The organism is Actinomadura sp. NAK00032, from assembly GCF_013364275.1.
Classification (GTDB): Bacteria; Actinomycetota; Actinomycetes; order Streptosporangiales; family Streptosporangiaceae; genus Spirillospora.
Genome location: NZ_CP054932.1, coordinates 8958535 through 8982751, shown reverse-complemented (window position 1 = coordinate 8982751; position 24217 = coordinate 8958535). Strand labels below are relative to the sequence as shown.

25 protein-coding genes and 1 pseudogene are annotated in these 24217 nt (G+C 73.8%); 15 read left to right on the top strand and 11 right to left on the bottom strand.

What is annotated here, in order from left to right:
- Positions 1-75: 75 nt before the first annotated feature.
- The gene (locus HUT06_RS41415; RefSeq protein ID WP_176200681.1) at positions 76-1599 is read right to left on the bottom strand and encodes a pentapeptide repeat-containing protein; all 1524 of its coding nucleotides are present in this window, start codon (positions 1597-1599) and stop codon (positions 76-78) included.
- Positions 1600-1829: 230 nt separating this feature from the next.
- Here HUT06_RS41415 and HUT06_RS41410 point away from each other — a divergent pair, with 230 nt between their 5' ends.
- On the top strand, positions 1830-2099 hold the full coding sequence (locus HUT06_RS41410) for a hypothetical protein (RefSeq protein ID WP_254715664.1): 270 nt from the start codon (positions 1830-1832) through the stop codon (positions 2097-2099).
- Positions 2100-2183: 84 nt separating this feature from the next.
- Positions 2184-2894: a response regulator transcription factor gene (locus HUT06_RS41405; protein ID WP_176200679.1), complete on the top strand. Its 711-nt coding sequence runs from the start codon at positions 2184-2186 to the stop codon at positions 2892-2894.
- Here HUT06_RS41405 and HUT06_RS41400 read toward each other — a convergent pair.
- From HUT06_RS41400 to HUT06_RS41380, 5 genes are read right to left on the bottom strand one after another with little or no spacing between them, the layout of a single operon-like run.
- The gene (locus HUT06_RS41400; protein WP_176200678.1) at positions 2880-4532 is read right to left on the bottom strand and encodes a cell wall metabolism sensor histidine kinase WalK; all 1653 of its coding nucleotides are present in this window, start codon (positions 4530-4532) and stop codon (positions 2880-2882) included. The genes HUT06_RS41405 and HUT06_RS41400 overlap by 15 nt on opposite strands.
- 45 nt (positions 4533-4577) lie before the next feature.
- On the bottom strand, positions 4578-5795 hold the full coding sequence (locus HUT06_RS41395) for an ABC transporter permease (protein WP_176200677.1): 1218 nt from the start codon (positions 5793-5795) through the stop codon (positions 4578-4580).
- Positions 5792-6499 (bottom strand): ABC transporter ATP-binding protein, encoded by a 708-nt coding sequence (locus HUT06_RS41390; protein WP_176200676.1) that lies wholly within the window; start codon positions 6497-6499, stop codon positions 5792-5794. The genes HUT06_RS41395 and HUT06_RS41390 overlap by 4 nt, the downstream gene beginning before the upstream one ends.
- Positions 6496-7659 (bottom strand): peptidoglycan-binding domain-containing protein, encoded by a 1164-nt coding sequence (locus HUT06_RS41385; protein WP_217711650.1) that lies wholly within the window; start codon positions 7657-7659, stop codon positions 6496-6498. The genes HUT06_RS41390 and HUT06_RS41385 overlap by 4 nt, the downstream gene beginning before the upstream one ends.
- Positions 7660-7661: 2 nt before the next feature.
- A complete protein-coding gene (locus HUT06_RS41380; RefSeq protein ID WP_176200675.1) occupies positions 7662-8234 on the bottom strand; it encodes a hypothetical protein in 573 nt (190 codons plus the stop codon).
- Between the two features lie 293 nt (positions 8235-8527).
- Here HUT06_RS41380 and HUT06_RS41375 point away from each other — a divergent pair, with 293 nt between their 5' ends.
- From HUT06_RS41375 to HUT06_RS41350, 6 genes are all read left to right on the top strand, one after another.
- Positions 8528-9724 (top strand): PP2C family protein-serine/threonine phosphatase, encoded by a 1197-nt coding sequence (locus tag HUT06_RS41375; RefSeq protein WP_254715663.1) that lies wholly within the window; start codon positions 8528-8530, stop codon positions 9722-9724.
- Positions 9724-11409, top strand: a complete 1686-nt coding sequence (locus HUT06_RS41370; RefSeq protein WP_254715662.1) for an ATP-binding protein — start codon at positions 9724-9726, stop codon at positions 11407-11409. Before HUT06_RS41375 ends, HUT06_RS41370 begins: the two co-directional genes overlap by 1 nt.
- Positions 11406-11843, top strand: a complete 438-nt coding sequence (locus tag HUT06_RS41365; RefSeq protein ID WP_176200674.1) for a response regulator — start codon at positions 11406-11408, stop codon at positions 11841-11843. Before HUT06_RS41370 ends, HUT06_RS41365 begins: the two co-directional genes overlap by 4 nt.
- 106 nt (positions 11844-11949) lie before the next feature.
- On the top strand, positions 11950-12426 hold the full coding sequence (locus tag HUT06_RS41360; RefSeq protein WP_176200673.1) for a MarR family transcriptional regulator: 477 nt from the start codon (positions 11950-11952) through the stop codon (positions 12424-12426).
- Between the two features lie 157 nt (positions 12427-12583).
- Positions 12584-13405: a L,D-transpeptidase gene (locus HUT06_RS41355; protein ID WP_176200672.1), complete on the top strand. Its 822-nt coding sequence runs from the start codon at positions 12584-12586 to the stop codon at positions 13403-13405.
- A 55-nt stretch (positions 13406-13460) separates the two neighbouring features.
- Complete coding sequence (locus HUT06_RS41350; RefSeq protein WP_176200671.1) at positions 13461-14102, top strand: choice-of-anchor P family protein; 642 nt, start codon at positions 13461-13463, stop codon at positions 14100-14102.
- A 72-nt stretch (positions 14103-14174) separates the two neighbouring features.
- Here the strand turns inward: HUT06_RS41350 and HUT06_RS41345 are convergent, their stop codons facing one another.
- The 4 genes and pseudogenes from HUT06_RS41345 to HUT06_RS45045 all read right to left on the bottom strand — a co-directional run.
- Positions 14175-14582 (bottom strand): ATP-binding protein, encoded by a 408-nt coding sequence (locus HUT06_RS41345; protein WP_254715661.1) that lies wholly within the window; start codon positions 14580-14582, stop codon positions 14175-14177.
- Between the two features lie 198 nt (positions 14583-14780).
- Positions 14781-15092, bottom strand: a complete 312-nt coding sequence (locus HUT06_RS41340) for a hypothetical protein (RefSeq protein ID WP_217711649.1) — start codon at positions 15090-15092, stop codon at positions 14781-14783.
- Positions 15093-15197: 105 nt separating this feature from the next.
- The gene (locus HUT06_RS41335; RefSeq protein ID WP_254715860.1) at positions 15198-15452 is read right to left on the bottom strand and encodes a hypothetical protein; all 255 of its coding nucleotides are present in this window, start codon (positions 15450-15452) and stop codon (positions 15198-15200) included.
- 11 nt (positions 15453-15463) lie between these two features.
- A pseudogene (locus tag HUT06_RS45045) lies at positions 15464-15580 on the bottom strand (cytochrome b N-terminal domain-containing protein); the annotation flags it as partial.
- Between the two features lie 409 nt (positions 15581-15989).
- Between HUT06_RS45045 and HUT06_RS41330 the strand changes: the two are divergent.
- Together HUT06_RS41330 and HUT06_RS41325 are read left to right on the top strand one after the other, a co-directional pair.
- On the top strand, positions 15990-17549 hold the full coding sequence (locus HUT06_RS41330; protein WP_176200669.1) for an MFS transporter: 1560 nt from the start codon (positions 15990-15992) through the stop codon (positions 17547-17549).
- A gap of 135 nt (positions 17550-17684) precedes the next feature.
- Positions 17685-18602 carry a sigma-70 family RNA polymerase sigma factor gene (locus HUT06_RS41325; RefSeq protein WP_176200668.1) on the top strand — a complete coding sequence of 306 codons (918 nt, stop codon included), beginning with the start codon at positions 17685-17687 and terminating at the stop codon, positions 18600-18602.
- A 94-nt stretch (positions 18603-18696) separates the two neighbouring features.
- Here the strand turns inward: HUT06_RS41325 and HUT06_RS41320 are convergent, their stop codons facing one another.
- The gene (locus HUT06_RS41320) at positions 18697-20856 is read right to left on the bottom strand and encodes an MMPL family transporter (protein ID WP_176200667.1); all 2160 of its coding nucleotides are present in this window, start codon (positions 20854-20856) and stop codon (positions 18697-18699) included.
- 205 nt (positions 20857-21061) lie between these two features.
- On the opposite strand from HUT06_RS41320, the gene HUT06_RS41315 reads away from it, so the two are divergent.
- The 5 genes from HUT06_RS41315 (at position 21062) to HUT06_RS41295 (ending at position 24132) form a co-directional block, all read left to right on the top strand.
- Positions 21062-21400: a YciI family protein gene (locus HUT06_RS41315; protein ID WP_176200666.1), complete on the top strand. Its 339-nt coding sequence runs from the start codon at positions 21062-21064 to the stop codon at positions 21398-21400.
- 2 nt (positions 21401-21402) lie between these two features.
- Entirely contained in the window at positions 21403-22641 is a 1239-nt protein-coding gene (locus HUT06_RS41310) for an RNA polymerase sigma factor (RefSeq protein ID WP_254715660.1), read from the top strand.
- Between the two features lie 4 nt (positions 22642-22645).
- Positions 22646-23050 (top strand): ester cyclase, encoded by a 405-nt coding sequence (locus HUT06_RS41305; RefSeq protein ID WP_217711648.1) that lies wholly within the window; start codon positions 22646-22648, stop codon positions 23048-23050.
- A 61-nt stretch (positions 23051-23111) separates the two neighbouring features.
- A complete protein-coding gene (locus HUT06_RS41300) occupies positions 23112-23582 on the top strand; it encodes a carboxymuconolactone decarboxylase family protein (protein WP_176200663.1) in 471 nt (156 codons plus the stop codon).
- A gap of 43 nt (positions 23583-23625) precedes the next feature.
- The gene (locus HUT06_RS41295) at positions 23626-24132 is read left to right on the top strand and encodes a carboxymuconolactone decarboxylase family protein (protein ID WP_176200662.1); all 507 of its coding nucleotides are present in this window, start codon (positions 23626-23628) and stop codon (positions 24130-24132) included.
- Positions 24133-24217 lie beyond the last annotated feature (85 nt).

Below are 24217 nucleotides of genomic sequence, written 5' to 3'. Positions count from 1 at the left end.
CTGATCACACGGTATTTCCGCATGCGTTGCCCGCCGTTCCGGCGGCCGTCCCCGGCGAACGTCCCCGGCCGCCGGTCAGGTGTCGCGGCCGGTCACGTGCGCGCTGCGCGCGGTGTCGGCGCCGCCGTCGTGGTAGAGGACGGACGCGCCGAAGCACAGCAGCGCCACGATCACGGCGAGCCAGGCGACGACGCGGCCCGCCCGCAGCCCGTAACCGCAGGTGATCCAGAGCAGGTGCAACCCCCAGCGGCGCAGCGGGTCGCGCTCGCCGCGCCGCCGCATCTCCAGCGCCCCGTACCGGAAGTCGCGGGCCAGCCGGCCCCGGTCGGCGGCGGCGCTGGCGCGGGCCAGCTCCAGGTAGAGCGTGCGCAGCCGGTCGTCGTCGGCGGCGGTGCCGGCGGAGCCGAGCGCGAGGTCCTCCGCGAGCACCGCCCGCCCGCCGTGCGGCTCGCGCCCGTGCGGGTGCCCGTGCGGGTGCCAGGGCAGGTGGGGGTGCCAGGGTAGGTGCGCGCGGTGGTGCGGCACGGTCGCGAACGCGCAGTCGCCTGCGAGCGCCAGCGTGTCCGGGTGCCGCAGCCCGAGGAACCCGCAGCCGCTCAGGTCGACGCCCGCGAGCCGCAGCCGGGCCGCGTCCACCCCGCGCAGCGAGACGACCCGGACCGCCGCCGGGCCCGCCGCCGGCGGCTCCGCGAGCCCCTGGATCGGATGGGCCAGCGCCTCGACCGCCGCCGGACCCTCGAACACCGCGTCCTCCAGGTCGAGTTCGGCGTGCCGCAGCCGGAACCCCGCCTCCCCGTGCACGGTGACGCCGCGCGCCGTGACCTGCCGGGCCGCCGCGTGCACCCGCAGCCGGCCGTGCACGGTCGCGTCCGACAGCCCGATCCGCCCGGCGGCGGTGAGCGGGCCGAGCCAGACGCCCTGCCGGAACCGGGTCCGCTCGAACCGGGCGTGCCGCGACACCTGGACCCGCTTGAACGAGACGGGGCCGCCGAAGCGGGCCGCCTGCATCGCCGCGTCCCGCCCGAACCGCGCGCGGTCGAAGCAGGCCGCGCCCATGAACACCGCCCGCCGGAACGAGGCGTCGGCGTGCCAGCGCGCCTCCCCGAACACGGCGTCGCAGGTGAACACGGCCTCCTCGAACGAGGCGTACCGGTGGAAGCGCGCCGCGTGGAAGGAGGCGTTGCGGCCGAACCGGGCGCCCCGGAACGAGACGTTGCCGAAGAACCGCGCGTCGTAGAACGAGACGCCGCCGAGGAAGCAGGCGCCGTCGAACGAGCTGTCGCCCTCCACGCAGGCGCCGCGCAGCACCGCGTCGGACGGGAGCACGGCGCCGTCGAAGCGCGTCCGGCCGAGGTGGGGGCGGCCGTCCGGGCCGGTGACCGCGTCGAGCACGGCGTCCAGGAGCCACGCGGGGACGGTCACGCCGCGCAGGTCCAGGTCGGCGCCCGGCCGCAGCGTGCCCAGGAACGCCTCGAACTCGCGGGGCCGCAGGTGGGCGGCGCACCCGCCGCGCGGGCCTGCGGCCCGTCCGCTGCACCCGTGGACGGCCGAGCAGCGCGGCCAGAACACCGACGTCGAGGAAGGCTCGTGTGATGTCACGGTCTCGTTCTACCCATGGCGCCGCGCGGAGTGAAGGTCTCCCGGTGGCCAGGTAGGTGCAACCCCGCCGCCACCCGCCGGACTCCCCGGCACGGCCCCGGATTAAAAGGGGGGTTGTTTTGTCAGACCCTCGCGTAATGATTTGTGTTATGAGCAGAGACACCCATCCGGGGGTGCAGTGCCCGCACTGCCAATCGCATCTCGCGCTCGTCCCCGTGCCTGGAAACGCTGTGCCTGGAAACCCCGCGCCTGGAAAATCCGCCACCGTCCCCGCCGCGATCCCCGCCACCGTCCCCGCCCTGCCGATCGTCGCGAAGGAGGAATGGCAGCCGCCGCCCGTCGCCGAGGTACTCGCCGTTTACGCCGGGCGCGCCAAGGACACCAAGACCGCGACGCGCGGCGCCGCCAAGGTGCGGGAAAGCCTCAACCGCGCGAAGGCGGCCGCCGCCCAGCGCCGGACCGCGCAGAGAACGGCCCGGCACACCCCCAAAAGCGCCTGATCATCTTTCCGGGCCGCACCGTTCGACGGGCGCGCCGGGTGTATACCGTTCAGGAACGCGCAGGACGCTGCTGGGGGAGAATCGGTGAGTGCTCGGATTCTGGTGGCCGAAGACGATGCGAAACAGTCCCGGCTGATCCGGATCTATCTGGAGCGGGAAGGGCACGCGGTGCAGGTGGCGGCCGACGGCCGCGCGGCGCTGGAGCGGGCCCGCTCCGCCAGGCCCGATCTCCTCGTCCTCGACGTGATGCTGCCGCTGGTCGACGGGCTCGACGTGTGCCGCATCCTGCGCACCGAGTCGGACGTCCCCATCCTGCTCCTCACCGCCCGCACCACCGAGGAGGACATGCTCCTCGGCCTCGACCTCGGCGCCGACGACTACCTCACCAAGCCCTACAGCCCGCGCGAGCTGACCGCGCGGGTGCGGGCGCTGCTGCGCCGGTCGCGGAAGGCCGCCGGGGCGGCCGAGCCCGCGGTGCTGCGGGTCGGCGCCCTGGAGCTGGACACCGCGCGCTTCGAGGTCAGGGTGGGCGGACGGCCCGTCGCGATGACCGCCAAGGAGTTCGCCGTCCTGGAGACGCTGGCCCGGGAGCCGGGCCGGGCGTTCACCCGGGCGCAGATCGTCGAGCGCGTCTTCGGCTTCGACCGCGACGTCCAGGAGCGGACCGTCGACGCCCATGTGATGAACCTGCGCCGCAAGCTCGACGAGGCCGCCCCCGGCGCGTCCCGCCTGCTGGAGACGGTCTACGGCCGGGGCTACCGCCTCGACGACGCGGCGGGCTCAGCGGCCTCCTGACGCCGGCGCCCCCGCGCCGCCCGCCGGAGCCGCGGGCAGCGCGATGGTGAACGTCGTGCCCGCCCCGACCTCGCTGCGCACCTCGATCGTCCCGCCGTGGTCGGTGATGATCTGGCGGGCGATGGACAGCCCGAGACCGCTGCCGCCGGTCGCCCGGCCCCGGGACGCGTCCGCCCGCCAGAAGCGGTCGAAGAGCCGGGGCAGGTCCGCCGCAGCGATCCCCGTGCCGGTGTCCCGCACCTCCACGACGGCCGACCCGTCCCGGGAGGCCAGGGCCAGCGTCACACTGCCGCCCGCCCCGGTCGCGCGCAGCGCGTTGCTCATCAGGTTGCCGACGACCTGGCGCAGCCGGTCCGGGTCGGCGGTCACCAGGACGGGCTCCGGCGCCTCCAGCCGGAGCGCGACGCCCGCCGCCTCCGCCTGGGCGCGGTGGGCCGTGCGCGCGGTCTCCAGCAGCTCGCGCAGGTCGACCTCGGCGGGGTGGTAGGTGAGCGCGCCGGCCTCCGCCAGCGCGAGGTCCTGGAGGTCGTCCACGATGCGCTGCTGGAGCAGCGCCTCCTCGTGCAGGGAGTCGAGCAGCTCGGGAGTGGGGTCGACGACGCCGTCCCGCAGGGCCTCCAGGTAGCCGCGCAGGTTGGCCAGCGGGGTGCGCAGCTCGTGCGCGATGTCCCCGATGAGGCGGCGCTGGCGCTCCTCGCCGGCCTGGAGGGAGTCGGCCATGCGGTTGAACGCGCCGCCGAGCTGCGCGATCTCGTCCCGGCCGGAGACGGGGACGCGGCGGCCGAGGTCCCCCTCGCCGAGCCCCTTCGCGGCCAGCGTCATGGCCCGGACGGGCCGCAGCACGGCCCGGCTCAGCACCAGGGCCGCGAGGACGGCGGCGAGCGCGACCCCCACCGCGACGGCCACGGTGGGCGCGGCGGCCAGCGTGGGCGGTGACTCGTCCTGGACGCCCAGGCGGACCTCCAGGCGCGGCGGGGCGACGGCGGCGGTCCGCTCGTTGAACACCCGCTGCAGGCAGTCCCGGGGCCGGGGCTCCGCCGTGCACGACCGGACCGCGTCCAGATCGCGCGCGGTCGGCGGCCTCGCCCCGAGCTTCGGCTCCGCGCACCGCGCGGGCCGCCGGTCGGCGCTGAACCGGGGCACCCCGAAGTCGTCCGGTACGGCCGTCACCTTCGCCCCGGCGCCGGTCAGGCAGGACGCGTACGCCATCGCGCTCCGGTACTCGACGATCGCCGTGGCGGTGAGCTTCGCCTGCGTGAACGGCGTCTGGCCGTCCCGGAGCGGGAGGACGGGCCGCGGGTCGACCACCACCGGCGGCTGGCCGCTCGGCGGGCGCGGGTCGCGGCCCGCGAGGGCGTCGGAGTCGGCGAGCAGGACGTCGGCCTCGGTGGCGACCCGGATGCGCTGGCCGGTGTCCCGGGAGAGGCGGGCCACCGCGGGCGAGACCCCGTCCCAGCCGCCGTGCGCGAACCCGTACGCGCGCAGCTCGCCGGTGATCCGGGAGACCTCCTGCCGGCCGGCGGTGACGGTCTCCTGGACCTGGCGGTTGACCTGCCGCAGCGTCAGCCAGGCGGTGGCCGCGGTGGCGGCCAGCGCCACCAGCATCAGCAGGCCGAGCACGCGGAACCGGAAGCTCACCGTGCCTCCTTCTTCGCCGACGTGTGCCTCACGTGCCGGACGTCCTCATGTGCCGGACAGGGCCTCCCGCGGCGCCAGCCTGCTCGCGCGGACCGCCGGGTACAGGCCGGCGATCATGCCGATCACCAGCGTCGAGGCGATCCCGGCCAGGCTCGCCCACGCCGGGACCACGGTAGGCCAGCCGCGACTGAGCGCGTACCCCGCCGTGATCAGCGTCCCGAGGACCGTCCCTGCCAGGCCCCCGATGAGCGACAGCAGCAGCGACTCGGTGACGAACTGCGTGCGGATCTGGCCGCTCGTCGCCCCGAGGGCGCGGCGCAGGCCGATCTCCGAGCGCCGCTCCAGCACCGAGATGACCATCGTGTTGCCGACGCCCACGCCGCCGACGAGCAGCGCGACGCCGCCGAGGCCGAGCAGCAGCCCGGTCAGCGCCGACTCGGTCGCCTCGCGGGCCGCCAGCGCGTCGGACGGCCGGGAGATCTGCACCTCGTCCGGCCTGGCGGGGTAGGCGGTGGCCGCGAGCACCGCCCGCACCGCCGTGACCTGGCTGTCCTCGGCGCGGACGTACACCGTCGACGGATGGCCGTCGAAGTGCAGCCTGCTCCGCGCCGCCTGCCAGCCGACCAGGGCCGCGCCGTCGAGCTCCGGGGCCAGCGGCACCGGGTCGAGGACGCCGATCAGCGAGAACCAGCCATCGCCGAGCCAGACCCGGGTGCCCGGCGTGTACACGTCGAGCCGCCGGGCGGCGGTGGCGCCGAGCACCACGGCCGGGTACCGCGCGGTCGCCGCGTCCAGCCAGCGCCCCCTGCGGACGTGCCCGCCGACGGCCGGAAGCAGTTCGGTGCCGGCCGCGAGGACGGTCAGGGAGCCGGTCCGGCCGATGGGGATGCGGTCGTTGCGGTACACGTGCGCGCCGGTCGCGCCGGTCGCGGCCACCTGCCGCACCGGCGGGATGCGGCCGACCATCGCGACGGACTCGTAGGGCAGCTTCGCCTTCTCGCCCGCGAGGGACTCGCCCGGCGCCACCCGCAGCAGGTTCGTGCCGAGGGCGTCGAGCCGCCGGTCCACCTCCGCCTGCCCGGACCCGGAGATGCCGACCACCGCGATCATCGCGGCGACGCCGATGGCGATGCCGAGCGCGGAGAGGAAGACGCGCAGCGGCCGGGTCCGCAGGCCCGTCCCGCCGAGCCGCACGACGTCCGCCGGGCCGAGCCGGGCGGCGCGCAGCCGTCCGCCGGGGCCCGCCGCCCGCCGGGCGCTCACCGCGCCACCCCCGTCGGCGCCTCTGCGGGCGTGTCGGCGACGAGGCGCCCGTCGCGCATCTCGATGCGCCGGGGGAGTTGCGCCGCGATCTCGCGGTCGTGCGTGATGACCACCACGGTGGTCCCGGCCTCGTGCAGGTCGCGCAGCAGGGTCAGCACGGCCGCGCCCGAGGCGGAGTCGAGGTTGCCGGTCGGCTCGTCCGCGAGCAGCACCGCCGGCTCGCCGACCACGGCGCGGGCCACCGCGACCCGCTGCCGCTCGCCGCCGGAGAGCTGGTCGGGCAGGTGCCGGAGGCGGTGGCCGAGCCCGACCCGGGCCAGCGCGGCCGCCGCCTCGGCCCGGCGGCGCCGCAGCGGGACGCCCGCGTACAGCAGCCCGTCGGCGACCGCGTCCAGGACGGGTGTCCCGACCGCGAGGTGGAAGTGCTGGAAGACGAAGCCGATCCGGGTGGCCCGCAGCGCGGAGACCTCGCGGTCGGACAGCCCCGCCACGTCGTGGCCGTCCACCAGGACGCGGCCCGCGGTGGGCCGGTCGAGGCTGCCCATCAGGTTGAGCACGGTGGACTTGCCGGAGCCGGACGGGCCGACGATCCCGACCAGTTCCCCGCGCCCGATCCGCAGGCTCACGTCGCGGACCGCGGTCACGCCGCCCGGATAGCTCTTGGAGACGGCGTCGAACTCGACGACCGTCCGGGGCCCGCTCACTCCGGAATCCTCACCTTCAGTCCCGCGTGCACCGCCGGACCGCTCACTTCGACCCTGCCGTCGGCGAACAGCCCGGTCCGCACGGGGACGAACCGCCCGTCCGACGTCTCCAGCCCGTGCCCGCCCTCCGCGAGCGCCACCAGCGCGGCGACCGGGACGGTCAGCACGTCCGCGACCTCCCGGCCGACGTATTCGACGGTGACGGGACCGGACTCCAGCCGCCCCAACGACTTCTGGTCGGCGATGCCGATCGTGACTGGCACGGTCGGCGCGCCGCGCTCCGCACCCTCCTCGGCGGTACCGGCCTCGGGCGCGCCGGCCTGCCTGCCCACCGACGCCACCTCGCCCTTCACGTGCTTGCCGTCGGGCAGCTGGATCCGGACGGCCGTGCCGCGCACGGCCCAGGACGCCTCCGCCGCCGACGCGTTGACCACGACCTTGCGCGCCGTCCCGGTGTAGGTGAGGGCGCTCGGGTCGGCGGCCGCGCCCGGCCGGACGCCCGGCCGGCCGATCCGCACCTTCCCGGACGAGTAGACGACGTCCCCGATGCCGACCGTGCCGGTCTCGGGCATCCCGAGCGACCGCTGCCAGCGCTCGACCGCCTCGGCCGTCTGGGCGGTGAACTTCTCGTCGACCGTGAAGCCGGTGTAGCCGAGCGCGGCCAGGTTCGTCTCGAACTGCAGGACGTCCATGCCCTCGGGCCGCGCCGCCGCCGCGGACCCGGTGCTCGCGGGCGGGGTCCGTGGGCGCGCCGCCCCCAGGCTCCGGTACATGGGCAGTGCCCCGTACAGGAGCACCACCGGACGGTCGTCGACGCGCAGCAGCGTGCCGCCCCGCCTCACCACCGCCCCCGCCTTGGGCAGCCAGGTCACGGTGCCGGTCGCCTTGACCGGCAGGGGTATCTCCGTGCCGTAGCCCAGCCGCCCGTCGATCCGCGTCCGCTCGGTGAGCGTGGCCTTGGTCACCGGGACGAGCGAGCCCGTCCTGGCCGGCGCGCTCGAACCCTCGTCCCCGCCGCCGAGCCCCAGGGCGCCCAGCACGGCGACCGCCGCCACGACGGCCACCGCACCGGCGATCAGTGCCGTGCGCCGCCGCCCGCCGCGCGGCGGCGCGTCGGCCGTCCCGGGCGCGTCCTCGATCCGCGCCACCGTGTCCGCCACGATCAGCCCTTGGCGGGGCCCGGGTCAGCCGGGACGCCCACGATCGGCCCGCAGATCCGGATGGCCCGCTTCGCGCCGGCCGAGTCCTGGTTCCATTCCCCCTCCAGGGAACCGTCGGGGTCGGGGTCGGGGAAGTCGGGCGCCCCGTTCTCCTGCATGCACTTCGCGTACCGCTGCTTCACCTTGATCTGCTCGGCGGTGAGCTTGGGCTGGTTGGCCTTCTCGATGGCCTCGGGCACGGGCTTGAGGAGGTCGGAGCACTTCTCGGTGGCGGCCCGGAACTTCGGGTCCTTCTTCAGGGCCCGGTTGCCGCCGAAGTCGATGTTCCCCTTGGCGTCCGGGTCGGGGGCGTCGACGCCGTTCGCCCGCAGGCACTTCACGTACTCGCGGCGCGACTGCACGAAGAGGGCCACCTCGTCCCCGCCGGTCTTCCCGGCCGCCCCGGCGGCCGGCGCGGTCGCGGCGCCGGTCGCCGCCGTCGGGACCTTCGGCTCGTCCTCCCCGCCGCCGCAGCCGGCCAGCGCCAGCACCGCGATCGAGGCCGCCGCGGCCAGCGCCATCCGTTGAGTCCGCACCGGTTCTCCGCTCTCTCGTCCGGCCCGGCCGCGGGCGCGGCGGGCGGACCGACCGTAGGACGGGGCCGATGAAGAACCTGTGAAGAACTCGTCAGCTGATCATGTGGTCGGCGTCGCCGGGGGATCGCGCCCGGCCCGCTGTGAAACCGCGAGCGCGTCGCCCGCTACTACGCGCGGCGCAAGTAGGTTGTGGCTGGTGCATACCGGTCAGTCGGGTGCCCTTATATTTGCTCAACGACAACCAAACCCCCGCCCGATTCACCCGGTTGCGCCCCGACCGAAGGAGCTGAGACATGGCCGCGATGCACAGTCGCGGTGCGGAGCGACTCCTCGGTGTCGCCGGCTCCCCGCACCTCCTGCTGGTCGAGGACGACCCCGGCGACGCCTTCCTGTTCGAGGAGCTGCTCGCCGAGGCGCAGCCCGGCGTCCGGATCACCGTCGCGACCACGCTCCGGGAGGCGCTCGACGCGCTCCGGCCCGAGATCCAGTGCGTCATCGTCGACCTGTCGCTGCCGGACGCCCGCGGCCTCGACGCCCTGCACCAGGTGCGCGAGCACGCGCCCACCACCGCCGTCCTCGTGCTGACCGGCCTCGCCGACGCCCATGTCGGCGTCGAGGCCGTCGCCGCCGGCGCCCAGGACTACCTCGTCAAGCAGGACGTGGACGGCGCGCTGCTCACCCGCGCCATCAGCTACGCGATCGAGCGCAAGCGCGCCGACGAGTCCGAGCGGCAGCTCGTCGAGGCGCGCGCGCTGAGCCGGGAGAACGCCCGGCTGGAGCGGGGCCTGCTGCCCGTCCCGATCCTGACCGACGGCACGCTGCGCCACCACACCCGCTACCGGCCCGGACGCGACCGCGCGCTGCTCGGCGGCGACTTCTACGACACCGTGCAGACCGACGACGGCGCCGTCCACGTGGTGATCGGCGACGTCAGCGGGCATGGTGCCGACGAGGCGTCGCTCGGGGTGCGGCTCCGCATGGCGTGGCGGACGCTCGTCCTCGCCGGGCACACCGGCGCCCGGCTGCTGGACACGCTCGACGCCGTCCTGGAGCACGAGCGATGGGGGGAGGAGATCTTCACCACCGTGTGCATGCTGACGGTCGCGCCGGACCGGCGCAGCGCCCGGATGCACCGGGCCGGGCACCCGCGCCCGCTGCTGTTCGGGCCGGGCGGCGTCGAGGTGGTCCCGGACGAGCCGCGCGGCCCCGCCCTCGGGCTGATCCCCGGCGTCGACTGGCCCGCCGTCGACCTGGAGCTCGGCGAGTCGTGGGGGATGCTGCTCTACACCGACGGCCTGATCGAGGGGCGGGTCGGGGACGACGCGTACCTCGACCTGTCCGGGCTGGTGGAGCTGGCGAAGACGGCGCACGGCGCGGGCCGGCGCGACGAGGTGCTCATCGACGGCCTGATCGCGGAGGCGGAGCGGCTGAACGGCGGCGTCCTGTCCGACGACCTGGCCGTGCTGCTGCTGAGCCGGGGAGACGGCTGATGGCGGACGAGCGGCCTCCCGCCGAGGAATCCCCCGCCGAAGAGTCCCCCGCCGAGCAGCCCGCCGGCTTCCCCAAGGAGCTGCGGATGAGCGGCCCGGCGGTCGTGATGCCCGCGGACGCCCTGCCCGAGGGGCACGGGATGGGCCGGCTCCGGCTCGTCCGGATCTACCAGGTCGGCGCGTTCGTCCTCGCGATCCTCCTGCTGGCCGCGTTCACGCAGGCCGGGACGGCCCTGTTCGGGAGCCGCGACGCGCGGGACGTCCTCATCAACCAGGTCGACCCGGCGACGCTGGAGCAGTTCCGCCTCACCACCGCCGTCACGAGCCAGGACATGGCGATCCGCGACTACGCGCAGGACGGCGGCGCCGCGCAGGTGGCCCGGTACCGCGACGCCGTCCGGCTGGAGGCGGAGTCCGCGGCGCGCATGCGGCGGCTGCTGGCCGGGGTGCCGGGGAGCGGCGACGTCGACAGCCTCCTGGACAAGGCCACCGCCGACTCGGCCGCGTGGCGCACCGCCTTCGCCGACCGGGTCGCGGCCGGGCCCGGCGGCCAGGGCATCGACCCCGACGAGAGCCGTGAGGCGCGCCGGCTGCTCAACCAGGCGCGCGGCGACATGACCCCGCTGCAGATCGGCCTCACCGAGCTGCACGACCGCGCCGCCGAGAAGGTGCGGTCCCGCGCGAGCGCGGCCCAGTGGTCGACGGTCGCGGCGCTCGTCCTGGTCGTCGTGGCCGCGCTGGCGCTCGCCGTGCTGCTGCGCCGCACCGTGCTGATCCCGGTGTCCAGCCTGACCGGACGCGTCCGCGCCGTGGCCCAGGGCGACTTCGACCACCCGCTGGACGTGCCGGGGCCGGCCGAGATCAACGAGCTGGCGGCGATCATCGACGCGATGCGCGACCGGATCATCCGGCAGTGGCGGATCAGCGAGGAGAAGACCCGGCTGCTCGACGAGCAGACCGCGGAGCTGCGCCGCTCCAACTCCGAGCTGGAGCAGTTCGCCTACGTCGCGAGCCACGACCTCCAGGAGCCGCTGCGCAAGGTCGCGAGCTTCTGCCAGATGATCGAGCGCCGCTACGGGGACCAGCTGGACGACCGCGGCCGGCAGTACATCGAGTTCGCGGTGGACGGCGCCAAGCGCATGCAGGCGCTCATCAACGACCTGCTGAGCTTCTCCCGGGTCGGGCGGATGGCGCGGCCCGAGGAGTCGGTCGACCTCGGCGCGGTCGTCCGGCAGGCCCTGGACAACCTCGCGGCGCTGCGCGAGGAGACCGGCGCCGAGGTGGACGCCGCGGACCTGCCGCACGTCCCCGGCGACCGCACCCAGCTCACCCAGCTCTTCCAGAACCTCATCGGCAACGCCATCAAGTTCCGGCGCGAGGGCGTGCCGCCCCGGGTGGTCATCGACGCCCGCCGCACCGGCGGCGAGTGGGAGTTCCGCTGCGCCGACAACGGCATCGGCGTGGAGCCCCGGTACGCCGACCGCATCTTCCTGATCTTCCAGCGGCTGCACCCGCGGGACGAGTACACCGGCACGGGCATCGGCCTCGCGCTCTGCAAGAAGATCGTCGAGTTCCACGGCGGGCGCATCTGGCTCGACGGAGACGACCGCGGCGACGAGCCCGGCACCACCTTCCGCTGGACCCTGCCGGTCCACGCGCACATCACCAACGGAGACGACGGATGAACGAAGGCCCGCACCCCATCGAGGTCCTGCTGGTCGAGGACGACCCGGGCGACGTCCTGCTGACCGTCGAGGCGTTCGAGCACAACAAGGTGAACAACACCCTCAGCGTCGTCAACGACGGCGAGCAGGCGATGGCGTTCCTGCGCCGGGAGGGCGACTACGCCGAGGCGCCCCGCCCCGACCTCGTGCTGCTGGACCTGAACCTGCCGCGCAAGGACGGCCGCGAGGTGCTCGGCGAGATCAAGGCCGACGAGGACCTGCGGAGCATCCCGGTCGTCGTGCTCACCACGTCCGAGGCCGACGAGGACATTCTGCGCAGCTACCACCTGCACGCCAACGCCTATGTCACCAAGCCGGTCGACTTCGACCAGTTCATCTCCGTCGTCCGCCGGATCGACGACTTCTTCGTCACGGTGGTGAAGCTCCCGCGCTGACTCCGCGCCGACCTTGCGCCGATCCCGCAGGGCCTTGACGAGGGCCGGGCGCCACCTGGAGGGGCCCGGGTGCCGCACCGGGCGCCGTTATGTAACAGTGGGAGGCATGGTCGGAACGTCGGGTGAGGGAGCCGCGGAGCCCACCGCGGCGGCCCTGGACGACGTGGCCGCCACCCTGATGACCGTCTGGTCCCGCCCCCACAACGCCCAGGACGTGCCCGTCCCGTCCACGCAGCTGCGCGCGCTGCTCGTGCTGGAGCGCGGCCCGGTCAACATCAGCAGCCTGGCGGGCGAGCTGGGCGCGCTGGTGTCCTCGGCGAGCCGGCTGTGCGACCGGCTGGAGGCGTCCGGCCTGCTGGCCCGCGACCCCGGCCGCGACCGCCGCGAGGTGACCGTGCGGCTGAGCGCGGACGGGCGGGCGCTGGTCGGCCGGCTCCGGGAGCGGCGGCTGGCGGAGCTCACGCGTGTGCTGGCCCAGATGCCGGCCTCCGCGCGCGCGGCGCTGCTGTGGGGGCTCACGGAGTTCCAGGAGGCGGCCGCCAAGCCGGACGGCGAGGACGACTCGCTCTCCATGCTCGCCTGAGCGCGCCCGCCTGCCCCGTCCGCTTTATTCGAGTAAGTCGCAACCCTCCGCAACACACCCACAAAATCGGCGCTTAGCGCTAATTGTAATGGCGGCTCGCCGTCCTTTTTCGCCATTCCCGATACGGCCGCCCGCGCCACTACTAATATCCGGGCCCATGGCGACCACTAACGCTCCGCGGTACTCCCGTCACGCCGCGCTGCTCGGCGCGGCCGCCGCCGTGCTGCTGCTCGGCGGGTGCGGCGGCGCGGCCCCGCACCGCACGGCGTCCGCCGGCGAGCGGAGCGCCGGGCCGAGCGCCGGCGGCGCGGGCACCGCCAAGGTCCCCGAGGCCACGACGTTCACCACCGTCCGCGGCGCGCCCGAGGACGCGGCGCGGGACGGTGCCGCCGGCACCCCCGACGGCACCGTCGTGCACCCGATCCGGCCCGCCCCGGTCTTCGACCGGCCCGGCGGGCGCCGCATCGCCACGCTGCCCTCCACCCAGCTGGGCGGCCCGACCTGGGTGCCCGTGGTGGAGACCTCCGGCGACTGGCGGCGCGTGCTGCTGCCGAGCCGTCCGAACCGGGCGAGCGGCTGGGTCGCCGGCACCGGGCTGCGCACCGCGCACACGCCCTACAGCGTCCGGGTCGACGTCGCGAAGCGGCGGCTCACGCTGCTGAGGTCCGGGCGCCGGGCGGGCCGGTGGACGGTCGCGGTCGGCGGCGCCAAGACCCCGACCCCGGCCGGCCGGACGTTCATCATGGCCTCGGTCCTGCCCGCGAAGAAGACGCCGAGCCCGCTCGTCCTGCCGCTCGGCACCCACTCGGCGACCCTGGACACCTTCGGCGGCGGGCCGGGCACCGTCGCCCTGCACGGCTGGCCCGACGCCTCCGTGTTCGGCAAGGCCGTCACCCACGGCTGCGTGCGGGTGCCGGCGGACGCGCTGAAGGCGCTGTCCCGCGTCCCGCTCGGCTCGCCGGTGCTCATCACCGCCTGACACAGACCCCGCTCAGCCAACCTCAACGAGAACCTTCCAGAATCGGAGCACACCCATGCGTCACCGCCATGTCGTCAGCTGCCTCGCCGCCGGCCTGCTCGCCGGCGGGCTCGCGGCCGTCCCGGCGCAGGCCGCCACCGCCCCCGGGGGCGAGGGGTCCGCGTACGGGCTGGCGATCACCGGGCCGATCGATGTCCCGCCGGTGCCGGCCGTCTCGTCCGCGACCGAGGAGGTCGACAAGAGGCTGCTGCGGGAGAACCACACCGACCTCGCCGACGCGGAGGCGCTGCACGTCAGCGCCGCGCCCGCCCGCGCCCGCTCGACGGTCGCGCGGCTCGCCGTCCCGTCCGCCGACCTGCTCGCGAGCGCCGTGTCGGCCAAGTGCGTCGACGGCCGCGGCTCCGCGCACCTCGCCCGCGCCGTCCTCGCCGGCAAGCGGCTGGACGCCTCGCCGCCGCCGAACACCACCATCCCGGTCGAGGTGGACGGCGTCGGCAGGACGGCGCTGGTCCTCAACAAGCAGCAGCGCACCGCGGACGGCCGGCTCGCCGTCACCGCGATGGAGCTGGCGCTACCCGGCGACAAGGGCACGCTCCGCGTCGCGTCCGCCACCTGCGGCCGCGGCGCCCCGGCGCGCACCCCGAAGGAGGCGCCCGCGCCGACCCCCGTCGAGCACGACATCCCGGTCACCGGCTGACGGCGGCACGGCCGGGTGACCGGCGGTCCGGCGGCCCGCGCCGCCGGACCGGTCACCCGGCCCGCGCGCCGGTCACCCGGCCAGCGACTTCTCGAAATGCACGATCGCGCCGGTGCGGTGCACCCGGTCGGCGATGCGAAGCTCCTCCGTGAACGCCCGCATCAACCGCAGCCCCCGGCCGTGCTCGGCCAGGGGCGCCGCGTCGGCGGGCTCCCATTCCGTTTCTATGACGCTTCCGTCGCCTTCCCCCGCGTCCGTGCCCCCGTCGATGACTTCCACGACGCAGCGCGCCCCGTCCATCCGCGCCCGGACCTCGTACTCCATTCCGGACGCGGCATGCTGGATGACGTTCGCGCACGCCTCTCCGAGCGCCAGCGCGATATCGGCACGGATCTCGGAACCCACTCCGAGACCGCGAAGGGAGGCGTCGAGCGTGTGCCGCACCAGCGGAGCGCTCTCGGCGTTCCTCGGCAGGGTCATTTCGAGAACGACCTCCATGCCAACCGCCTCCGTTCCCTCTAGCAGGCAGATTTCCCAGCAGTCACCCCGGGAAACTCCACCCACCGGAAAAACGCGCCGTCCGGCGGTGACCGGGTATATGGAGAAATCCCGCTCTCCCCGGAGAACCAGTCGCCGGCCTCGCGGCGGGCCGCCGCACGCGGCCGCGTCGCGCGAGGTCTACCTCATGGTGCGCCGGCTCCATGCCTGTGCGGTCAGGGCGGTGCCGGCCCCCATCAGGGCGACGCCGAGGGGGACGTGGACGGCCGTCTCGCCGCTGTCGCCGAGAGCGAACTGGACGAGGGTGAGCGCGGCCGTCACCAGGCTGGTGGCCAGGGGGCGGGCCGACCCGCCGCCGCGCAGCACCAAGGTCGCAGCGACGATCGTGACGAGGAGGGCCGCGACGACGATGCCGGACGTGGTCCTGTGTATTTCGCTGCCGTTCTCGGCACCGTCCAGTAGCAGGCCCGCGGTGATTCCCTGGACCAGCATGGAGGTAGCCAGGAAGGCGGACCCGGCTTTCAGGAGCCCGGAGAAGCGAGGCGGCGTGGAGGCGGCCGGTTCGTGGACGGCGTGGGCAGATGAGGACGACAACGGTCACTCCTTGAGGTAGACGACTGCTCGGTGTTCCAGCGTGTTCGGTCGGGGGTGTCCGGCGAGGTCGGGTTCCCAGCCGGGCATGATGCGTATCGCGCCGTCCAGGAACGCCATGTACCAGCCGGGGATCGCGCCGGCGGTGATGGCGCCGGGCTCGAACGGTCCGACCTGCCAGATCGCGTTGATCTGCGCGAACCCGCCGAGCAGTGGGGCAGGATCGTGCCGGTCGGCGAGGCGACCATGCCGAGGGTGCACAGGCCCACCCAGATCAGCCAGTTGAGCAGCCGCGGACGGCGGAATCCGCCGGTGAAGAACAGCCGGAGCGGTTGCAGTGCGATGGAGGCGCAGAAGATTGACGCCGCCCAGTGGTGGATCTGCCGCATCAGCAGGCCGCCGCGCACCGCGAACGAGTAGCCGGTGATCTGCGCGAACAGGAACGTCCAGTGGTCCGCGGGACCCGTACCGGCGCGTCGGGCCGGGGCCGTTCGTGCTGCCCAGCGTGCTTCTGACAAGCAAGCCGACGGTCGAGGGGAGCGAACGGGCCGACGAAACCCGGCCGCTCCCGGGAACGGGCGCTCCCCTCGCCTCTGACCGACCCCTCTTGTTCATGGACTCCCCCCGAGGAATTCGTAGATCCGTCCGCATGACCTCGGGCGCGCCTCAGATGTGACATCACGCCGCGAACTCCTCAGTCCGGGCATTCGACCCGCCACTCGGTCACATGGCGGGCGCGGCGGCGGTCGTAGGGCTGAACCCCTGAAGTCCGCACCGGATGTATCCAAGGAGATGTTCATGGCAAGAGAGAGCGCGGCCCCCGCGGCCGCAGAGCCGGATCCTGGAGCGGAAGGCCCGCCGAGGCCCGACGCCAGGCGGTGGCTGGTGCTCGCCGTCATCTGCGTCGCCCAGCTCATGGTCGTCCTCGACGTGACGGTGATGAACCTCGCGCTCCCGCCCGCGCAGGACGATCTGGGGTTCACCGACGCCGACCGGCAGTGGATCCTGACCGCCTACCTGCTGTCGTTCGGCAGCCTGCTGCTGTTCTGCGGACGGCTGGCCGACCTGATCGGCAACAAGCCGACCTTCCTGGCCGGCGTGACCGGATTCGCGGCCGCCTCCGCGGTCGGCGGCGCCGCGAACGGCTTGGAGATGCTGGTCGCGTCGCGCGCCGGCCAGGGAATCTTCGCCGCGCTCCTCGCACCGGCCGCACTGTCGCTGCTGGCCACGACGTTCACCGACCCGAAGGAACGGGGCAGGGCCTACGGGGCCTTCGGCGCGGTCGCGGCCAGCGGGGCGGGACTGGGACTGATCATCGGCGGCGGCCTGACCTCCGCGCTGTCCTGGCGCTGGTGCATGTACATCAACGTGGTGTTCGCCGCGATCGTGCTGCTCGGGGCCGCGCTGCCGATGGGCGGCAAGCCGAGGCCGTCCGGCGTCCGGCTGGACGTGCCCGGTGTTGTGACCGTGTCGGGCGGGATGTTCTGCCTGGTCTACGGCTTCTCCAACGCGGCGGACGAGAGCTGGGGCACGCCCTCGACGTGGGGCTTCCTCGCCGCCGGGGCCGTGCTGCTGACCGTTTTCGGGTGGTGGCAGACGCGCGCCGCGCAGCCGCTGCTGCCGCCCCGGGTCGTCCTCGACCGCAACCGCGCCGGCGCCTACCTCACCATGCTGGTCGTCGGGGGCGGGATGTTCGGCATCTTCCTGTTCCTCATCTACTACATGCAGACGATCCTGGGCTATTCGGCGATCAGATCGGGAATGGCGCTGCTGCCGATGGTCGTGCTCACCGGCGCGGCGGCCAACGTGGGCAACATCAAGCTCATGCCGAGGTTCGGGCCCAGGCCGCTGGTCTTCGCGGGCCTGACGCTCAGCGCGGGCGGCACGGCCTGGCTGACCATGATCGACGCTGACTCGGGTTACGCGTCGGTCCTGCTGGGGCCGACCCTCGTCGCCGGCGCCGGCATGGGCCTGCTGTTCGCCTCCGGACTCCAGACCGGGACCTCCGGCATTGCGGCGCAGGACGCCGGCGTGGCCTCGGCGAGCCTCCAGATCGGGCAGCAGCTCGGCGGCGCGATCGGCACCGCGCTGCTCAATACGATCGCGGCAAGCGCCACCACCGGTTACTTGGACGACCACGCGCGAGGACGGCCGAGCCCGGAGCTGATCGAGCTGGCGGCGGTCGACGGCTACATCACCGTGTTCTGGTGGTCCGCGGGTATCTTCGCGGTCGGTGCGGTCCTGTGCGCCCTGCTGCTGCGCGGCGGCCCGCTGTCCGAGCCCGAAGACCCGCCCATCGGTGCCGACGCCGCCGCTGCCGGGAAACCGATCGAGGAGGCGGGAGCACCACGGCCGTGACGCTCCGTCCGGGGCGGCCCGCGAGGCGGGGGCCGTGCCGCCCCGCGGGCGTCCTGTCGGCCTGGGGCATTGCCCGACCCACTCGAAACTCAGACGGACGCCATGTCCGCACCGACCGAGGGGAGATGTGCTCATATGAGCGAGCAGGACTGGCTGGCCGAACGCTTCGAAAGTGATCGCGCCCGCTTGCGCGCGGTGGCGCACCGGATGCTCGGCTCGCAGGCCGAGGCGGAGGACGCCGTCCAGGAGACGTGGATCCGGCTGAGCCGTTCGGATACCAGCTCGGTGGAGAACCTGAGCGGCTGGCTCACGACGGTCGTCTCCCGGGTATCGCTGAACATGCTCCAGTCCCGGAGATCCCGCCGCGAGGACCTCTTGGACGCGGCCGATATCGTCGGGCCGGGCGAACCGGGTGCGGACGGCCCGGAGGGGGAGGCGACGATGGCCGATTCCGTCGGCGTCGCCATGCTCGTCGTCCTGGACAGGCTGACGCCCGCCGAGCGGCTGGCGTTCGTGCTGCACGACATGTTCGCCGTCCCGTTCGAGGAGATCGCGACCATCGTGGACCGCTCTCCCACCGCCGCCCGCAAGCTGGCCAGCCGCGCCCGCCGCCGCATCCAGCAGGCGGGTCCGGACGCGACCGCCGGCCGCACCGACGACGCGACCACCGCTCAGACGGCCAAGGCCGAACTCGTCCGCGCGTTCCTTGCCGCCTCCCGCGGCGGCGACTTCGAGCCGCTGCTGGCCACGCTCGACCCGGACATCGTCGTGCGCGCCGATGAGATGACCGTCCGGCTGAGCGCGCAGGCGGCGGTCCGCGGCGCCGGGCTTCTCGCCGTCGAACCCGAGATGCGCGGCGCCGACGCCGTCACCCGCGCCTTCGCCGGTCTCTCCTGGGCCCCGCGCCTCGCGCTCATCGACGGCACCGCCGGCCTGGTCTGGGCCCCGAACGGCGAACCGCGCGTCGCGTTCCGCTTCACCGTCGCCGGCAACAAGATCACCGCCATCGATATCCAGGCCGACCTGACCGGCCTCGCCGTCGCCCTGTGCTGAGAACGAGGCACCGACCGGCCTCCGAGGAGCCCGGTCGCTGCCGGGTTCCTTCCCGGGCCGGGCAGGCCCGGGAAGGAACCAGAACATCGTGCGGTTATGCCCGGACCTGCGGCAGGAGGCGTTCCAGCGGAGCGGGCAGCCACCAGGCGCGGCGGCCCATCAGCTGCATCGCCGCCGGCACGATCAGGCAGCGGATGATGACCGCGTCCACGAGTATCGCCACCGCCATGCCGAATCCGGCCTGCTGGAGAATGCGCTCCTCACTGAGCACGAACGAGCCGAACACCGCGATCATGATGGCTGCGGCCGCGGTGATCAGCGAGCCGGTGTGCGCCAGTCCTTCGCGCACCGCCAGTACAGGGTCGCCGGTGCGGAGCCACTCCTCGCGGATCCGGGAGACCAGGAAGACCTCGTAGTCCATGGAGAGGCCGAAGACCAACGCGAAGATCATCACCGGCATCCATGCCTCGATCGGGCCCTTCTCGACGCCGAAGAGGCCCTCCTGGAACACCAGTGTCATCGCGCCGAGCGCCGCGCCGATGCTGAGCAGGTTGAGCAGTGCCGCCTTCAGCGGGATCAGCAGCGAGCGGAACACGGCGGCCAGCAGCAGCAGCGAAAGACCGACGACGATGACGATGAACGGCACCATCCGGTCGGAGACCTTGGCCGCGTAGTCGTCCGCGGCGGCCGTGGGCCCACCGACCAGGTACTCGGCACCGGTCCGCGCCGACACCTCCGGCAGCACGTCGTCCCGGATCGCCGAGACGAGGTCGGCGGTCTCCCCGTCCGACGGAGCGGAGTCCGGGAACACCAGCGTCGTCGCGGCCGTCCCGTCCGGGGTGGGCACCGGATCCGCCACCGCCGCGACGCCGGACGCGCTGGACAGCGCCGGAGCGGCGGCGGCCGCGGCGGCCGCGCCGCCGTCGGTCACCACGATCAGCGGGCCGTTGAACCCGGGACCGAACCCCTTTGTCAGCAGGTCGTAGGCCTCCCGGCTGGTGCTGCCGGAGGCGTCGCTGCCCGCGTCGCCGAACCCCAGCCGCATGCCCAGGGCCGGCACGCTGAGCGCGCCGAGCAGCACCGCGGCCGCCACCATCGCGGCGAGCGGCCGACGCTGCACCCCGGCGGCGAGCCTGCGCCAGGCCGCGCCCTCCTCCGGCCTGCCCTTCGCCGCGCGCTTCTCGGCGCGGGCGGTGAAGATGCGGGCGAAGCGGCGGCCGAAGACGCCGAGCAGCGCGGGCAGCAGGGTGAGGGAGGCGATCATGGTGACGAGCACGGTCAGCGCCACGCACAGGGCCATGCCCCGCAGCGCGCCGAGTCCCAGCGCGACCAGGCCGAGCAGCGCCACGATGACGGTGCTGCCGGCGACGAACACCGAACGCCCGGCGACGTCCAGCGCCTTCTTCGTCGCCTGCTCGGTGTCCATGCCGCGTACCAGTTCGTAGCGGTAGCGGGCGAAGACCAGCAGCGCGTAGTCGATGCCGACGCCCAGGCCGACGAGGATCATCACCGGCGGTACCCAGTCGGCGATGGTGAAGACCTGGGAGGCGAGCACGATGGCGCCGAGCGTGGACCCGACCGCGAACAGGGCGACCATGATGGGCAGCCCGGCCGCGATCACCGTGCCGAACATGAACACCAGGACGACCAGCGCGACCAGGATCCCGATCCCCTCGGCCGCGCTGGTCTCCCCCGCTCCCAGCAGCCGGGCGGCGTCCCCGCCGAGCTCGACGCGCAGCCCGTCGCCGGCGGCCCGCCGCGTCGCCGCGTGGATGGGCTCCACCTCCGCCTTGGTCATCTCCGTCGAGGGGATGTCCAGGACGATGGTGGCGTAGCCGATGGTGCCGTCGGTGGAGAAGACGGCGTCCCCGGCCTGGTACGGGCTGTGCACCTCGGCGACATGCGGCAGCCCCGCGACGCCGTCGAGCATGCTCTCGACGCGCTGCTGGACGCCGGGTGCGCGCAGCCCGCCGTCGCCGGCCAGGACGACCTGCAAGGTGTCCCCGGTGCGTGCGGCGCCGTGCCGGGCCAGCAGATCGGCCGCGGCCTGCGATTCGGTGCCGGGCAGCGAGTTGTCGTTTCGGTAGTCGTCGCCCATGACACTGGCGCCCGCCCAGACGCCGGCGAGCACGGCGGTCCACAGGAGCAGAGCCAGCCAGCGATGGCGGTGAGCGAAACCCGCGACGCGGGCGAAGACCCCCTCTGGAGACGCGCTCCGAGGTCCCTCTTCTTTGTCCAGTTCTGTGAGTGTCATCCTTCTTCCCCTGACGGTGCCTGTCGGTCAGCGGGCCGGCCGGCCTCCGCACCCCCCTGACCGTGCGAACCCGCGATGTGTGACCCGTCGGGGGAGCCGGGCGGCGCGCGTCACACTCGGCTCCGCCGCTTGGTCATCAGGCCATGGGGATGACAAGGACCATGCACGAAGCGGCCGGGATGACCCGTCGCCATGGAGGTTCGCGATGCAGTACGCCCTGCTGATCTATGCCGGCGACGGGCCGGAGGAGGCGTCGCGGGACGCGGACCTTGACGAGATCGGCGCCGAGTATTCCGCCCTGGCCGATGACCCGCACTACATCGGCGGTGCGGGCTTGGAGCCGGCCGAGACGGCGACGAGCGTCCGGATGGCCGGTGGCCGCACGCTGATCACCGACGGGCCCTTCGCGGACACCAAGGAGGTGCTCGGCGGCCTGTGCCTGATCGAGGCGGCCGATCTGGACGAGGCGCTGGAACTGGCGGTGCGGATCCCCGCCGTCCGGCTCGGCGGCACCGTGGAGATCAGGCCGGTGGCACGATGCTGACCGTGCTCGATGACGTCTTCCGCGCCGAGTGGGGCCGGGTGGTGGCCTCGCTGGTCGGGTTCCTGCGCGACTTCGACCGGGCCGAGGACGCGGCGCAGGAGGCCTTCGCCATCGCCGCGGAGCGCTGGCCCGTCGCGGGCACGCCGGACAACCCGGGCGGGTGGCTGGTCGCGACGGCCCGCAACCGGGCGGTCGATCGGATCCGCAGGGAGCGGACCCTGGCCGGGAAGTTGCACCTCCTGGCGGCGCCGGAGGGCGCGATGGACGAGCCCGGCGAGACTCTGATCGCGGACGAGCGGCTCGAACTGCTCTTCACCTGCTGCCATCCCGCGCTGCCGCCGGACGGCCAGGTGGCGCTGACCCTGCGGGCCGTCGGCGGGTTGCGGACCGACGAGATCGCGCGGGCGTTCCTGGTCTCGGAGGAGACCATGAAGCGCCGCCTGTCCCGCGCCAAGGCCAAGATCAAGAAGGCCGGGATCCCGTTCGCGGTCCCGGCCCCGCACCTGCTCCCGGACCGCCTCGGCACGGTGCTGGCCGTCGTCTACCTGATCTACAACGAGGGCTACCGCGGCCGGGTCGACCTCGCCTGCGAGGCCGTCCACCTGGGCCGGGCGCTCACCGAGCTCATGCCGGACGAGCCGGAGGCGCACGGCCTGCTGGCGCTGATGTCGATCCACCACGCCCGGCGCCGTGCGCGGTTCCGCGGCGAGGATCTCGTCCTCCTCGACGACCAGGACCGGACGCGGTGGGACCTGGACCAGCTCGCGGCCGGACGCTCGGCGCTCGACCGGGCGATGGCGCTGGGCGGCCGCGGCGTGTACGTCGTCCAGGCCGCGATCGCGTCGCTGCAGGCCCGCGAGCGGATCGACTGGCCGCAGATCGCCGGGCTGTACCGGCGGCTCGCCGAGCTGACCGGCTCGCCGGTGGTCGAGCTCAACCGCGCCGCGGCGGTGGCGCAGGCCGGAGACCCCGCCGCGGCGCTGCGCACCGTCGACGGCCTCGACCTGGACGGCTACCCCTACTTCCACTCGACCCGCGCCGAACTGCTGCGGCGCCTCGGCCGCGCCGACGAGGCCCGGTCGGCCTACCGCCGGGCACTCGGGCTGGCCGCCACATCCCCGGAACGGCGCTTCCTGGCGAGGCGTCTCGAAAAAGTCCGGTCCTCGGCGGTCCCCCCGGCGGCGGTCCGTTCGTCACCCGGGTATGAACCGCGATTCGCCAGATCAGGAAGAACGCAATAAGGCGTTGTTCAAAAGCGTCATCGACGCAAGCAACGCGCACGACCAGGAACTCATGTGGAAGGCCATCGGCGAGGTCTTCGAGCCCGATGTGCGGATGGGCACCCCACTGCCGATCAAGGAGACCGGGGCGGACGCCGTCAAGGCGGTGTACTCCGCGCTCCACCGGGCGTTCCCCGATCTGCACATCGCGGTCCAGGACGTGATCGCGGAGGGGGACAAGATCGTCTCCCGGCAGGCCGTCACCGGGACCCACACCGGCGAGGCCTACATGGGCGTCCCGGCGACCGGTGCGTCCGTCGCCTACAACGAGATCTTCGTCCTCCGCTTCGAAGCCGGCCGAGTCGCCGAGACCTGGGGGGTCGTCGATGTCCACACGCTGCTGTGGCAGCTCGGCGCGGTCCGGCTCTGACAAGCGCGCCGAACGGCACATCCAGCCCACTCTGGCAAGTCACCCACGATAGGAGATCACCATGGACGCCCGGTTCAACCTGTACGGGACGGCCGTCGGCATGAAGTTCGGCAAGCTCATCACTTCCGCGGGCCGCGCCACCGAGTCGGCCCTGCCCACCGAGACGCGGGAGCTGGTCGCCCTCCGGGTCAGCCAGATCAACGGCTGCGGCTTCTGCGCCGACGCGCACACCAAGGAGGCCGAGCACGCCGGGGTGAGCCGGACCCGGATCAACCTGGTGGCGACCTGGCGGGAGGCGACGGTCTACAGCGAGGCCGAGCGCGCCGCCTTCGCACTCGCCGAGCAGGCGACCCGCATCGCCGACTCCTCCGAAGGCGTCAGCGACGAGGTCTGGGCCGACGCCGCCCGGCACTACGACGACGAGCGGCTCGCGGCGCTGCTGTCGCACATCGCCGTCATGAACGCCTTCAACCGCCTCAACGTGGTCGTCCGCCAGCCCGCCGGGGACTACCAGCCCGGCCAGTTCGGCTAGCCGATCCGCGACTCCGCCAATCCCGGAAGGGGAAGATCTCATCATGTCCGCATCCAGCGTGGCCGAGCAGGACGGTCCCCAGTCGCGCCTGCCCAACCCGGCCCGGTTCGTCCCCGAGCTGCCGGAGATCGCCGTGGCCATGTCCAAGGCCGTGGAGAACGGGTCGATTCCGCAGACCACGATCACCCTGGTGCAGCTCCGCCTCGGGCACCTCGTCGGCAGCACTTACCACGTCGTCCAGCAGAGCGCGACGCTCCGCGAGGCCGGAGAGCCGGAGGAGCGCATCACCGCCGTGGCGACATGGCAGGACGCGCCGTGGTTCACCGACGCCGAGCGCGTCGCACTGGAGCTCGTGGACGCCATGCTCACTCCGAACCCGTTCGGGGAGCGCGTCTCCGACGAGCTGTACGCCAAGGCGTCCGGCCACTACGACGACAAGGCGCTCCACACGCTCTGCATGGCGATCGGCCGGAGCTGCTTCTTCGTCCCCCTGACCCTTCTCGGCAAGCCGGTCCCCGGCCGGGAACCCGGCGAGAACTGGAGGGAATAGAGCCAGTCGGGCCCAGGGTGAGGGCGCCGGCCGCGCCCTCACCCCGGGCCGGGGACGCCTCGGCGTCGGCAGGCCGGGGACTCGT

Bases quoted from the DNA above. Each gene is read 5' to 3' on its own strand.
- HUT06_RS41375 (WP_254715663.1), top strand. From the start codon at position 8,528: ATGGCCGCGATGCACAGTCGCGGTGCGGAGCGACTCCTCGGTGTCGCC.
- HUT06_RS41370 (WP_254715662.1), top strand. From the start codon at position 9,724: ATGGCGGACGAGCGGCCTCCCGCCGAGGAATCCCCCGCCGAAGAGTCC.
- HUT06_RS41365 (WP_176200674.1), top strand. From the start codon at position 11,406: ATGAACGAAGGCCCGCACCCCATCGAGGTCCTGCTGGTCGAGGACGAC.
- HUT06_RS41360 (WP_176200673.1), top strand. From the start codon at position 11,950: ATGGTCGGAACGTCGGGTGAGGGAGCCGCGGAGCCCACCGCGGCGGCC.
- HUT06_RS41355 (WP_176200672.1), top strand. From the start codon at position 12,584: ATGGCGACCACTAACGCTCCGCGGTACTCCCGTCACGCCGCGCTGCTC.
- HUT06_RS41350 (WP_176200671.1), top strand. From the start codon at position 13,461: ATGCGTCACCGCCATGTCGTCAGCTGCCTCGCCGCCGGCCTGCTCGCC.
- HUT06_RS41345 (WP_254715661.1), bottom strand. From the start codon at position 14,582: ATGACCCTGCCGAGGAACGCCGAGAGCGCTCCGCTGGTGCGGCACACG.
- HUT06_RS41340 (WP_217711649.1), bottom strand. From the start codon at position 15,092: ATGCTGGTCCAGGGAATCACCGCGGGCCTGCTACTGGACGGTGCCGAG.
- HUT06_RS41330 (WP_176200669.1), top strand. From the start codon at position 15,990: ATGGCAAGAGAGAGCGCGGCCCCCGCGGCCGCAGAGCCGGATCCTGGA.
- HUT06_RS41325 (WP_176200668.1), top strand. From the start codon at position 17,685: ATGAGCGAGCAGGACTGGCTGGCCGAACGCTTCGAAAGTGATCGCGCC.
- HUT06_RS41320 (WP_176200667.1), bottom strand. From the start codon at position 20,856: ATGACACTCACAGAACTGGACAAAGAAGAGGGACCTCGGAGCGCGTCT.
- HUT06_RS41315 (WP_176200666.1), top strand. From the start codon at position 21,062: ATGCAGTACGCCCTGCTGATCTATGCCGGCGACGGGCCGGAGGAGGCG.
- HUT06_RS41300 (WP_176200663.1), top strand. From the start codon at position 23,112: ATGGACGCCCGGTTCAACCTGTACGGGACGGCCGTCGGCATGAAGTTC.
- HUT06_RS41295 (WP_176200662.1), top strand. From the start codon at position 23,626: ATGTCCGCATCCAGCGTGGCCGAGCAGGACGGTCCCCAGTCGCGCCTG.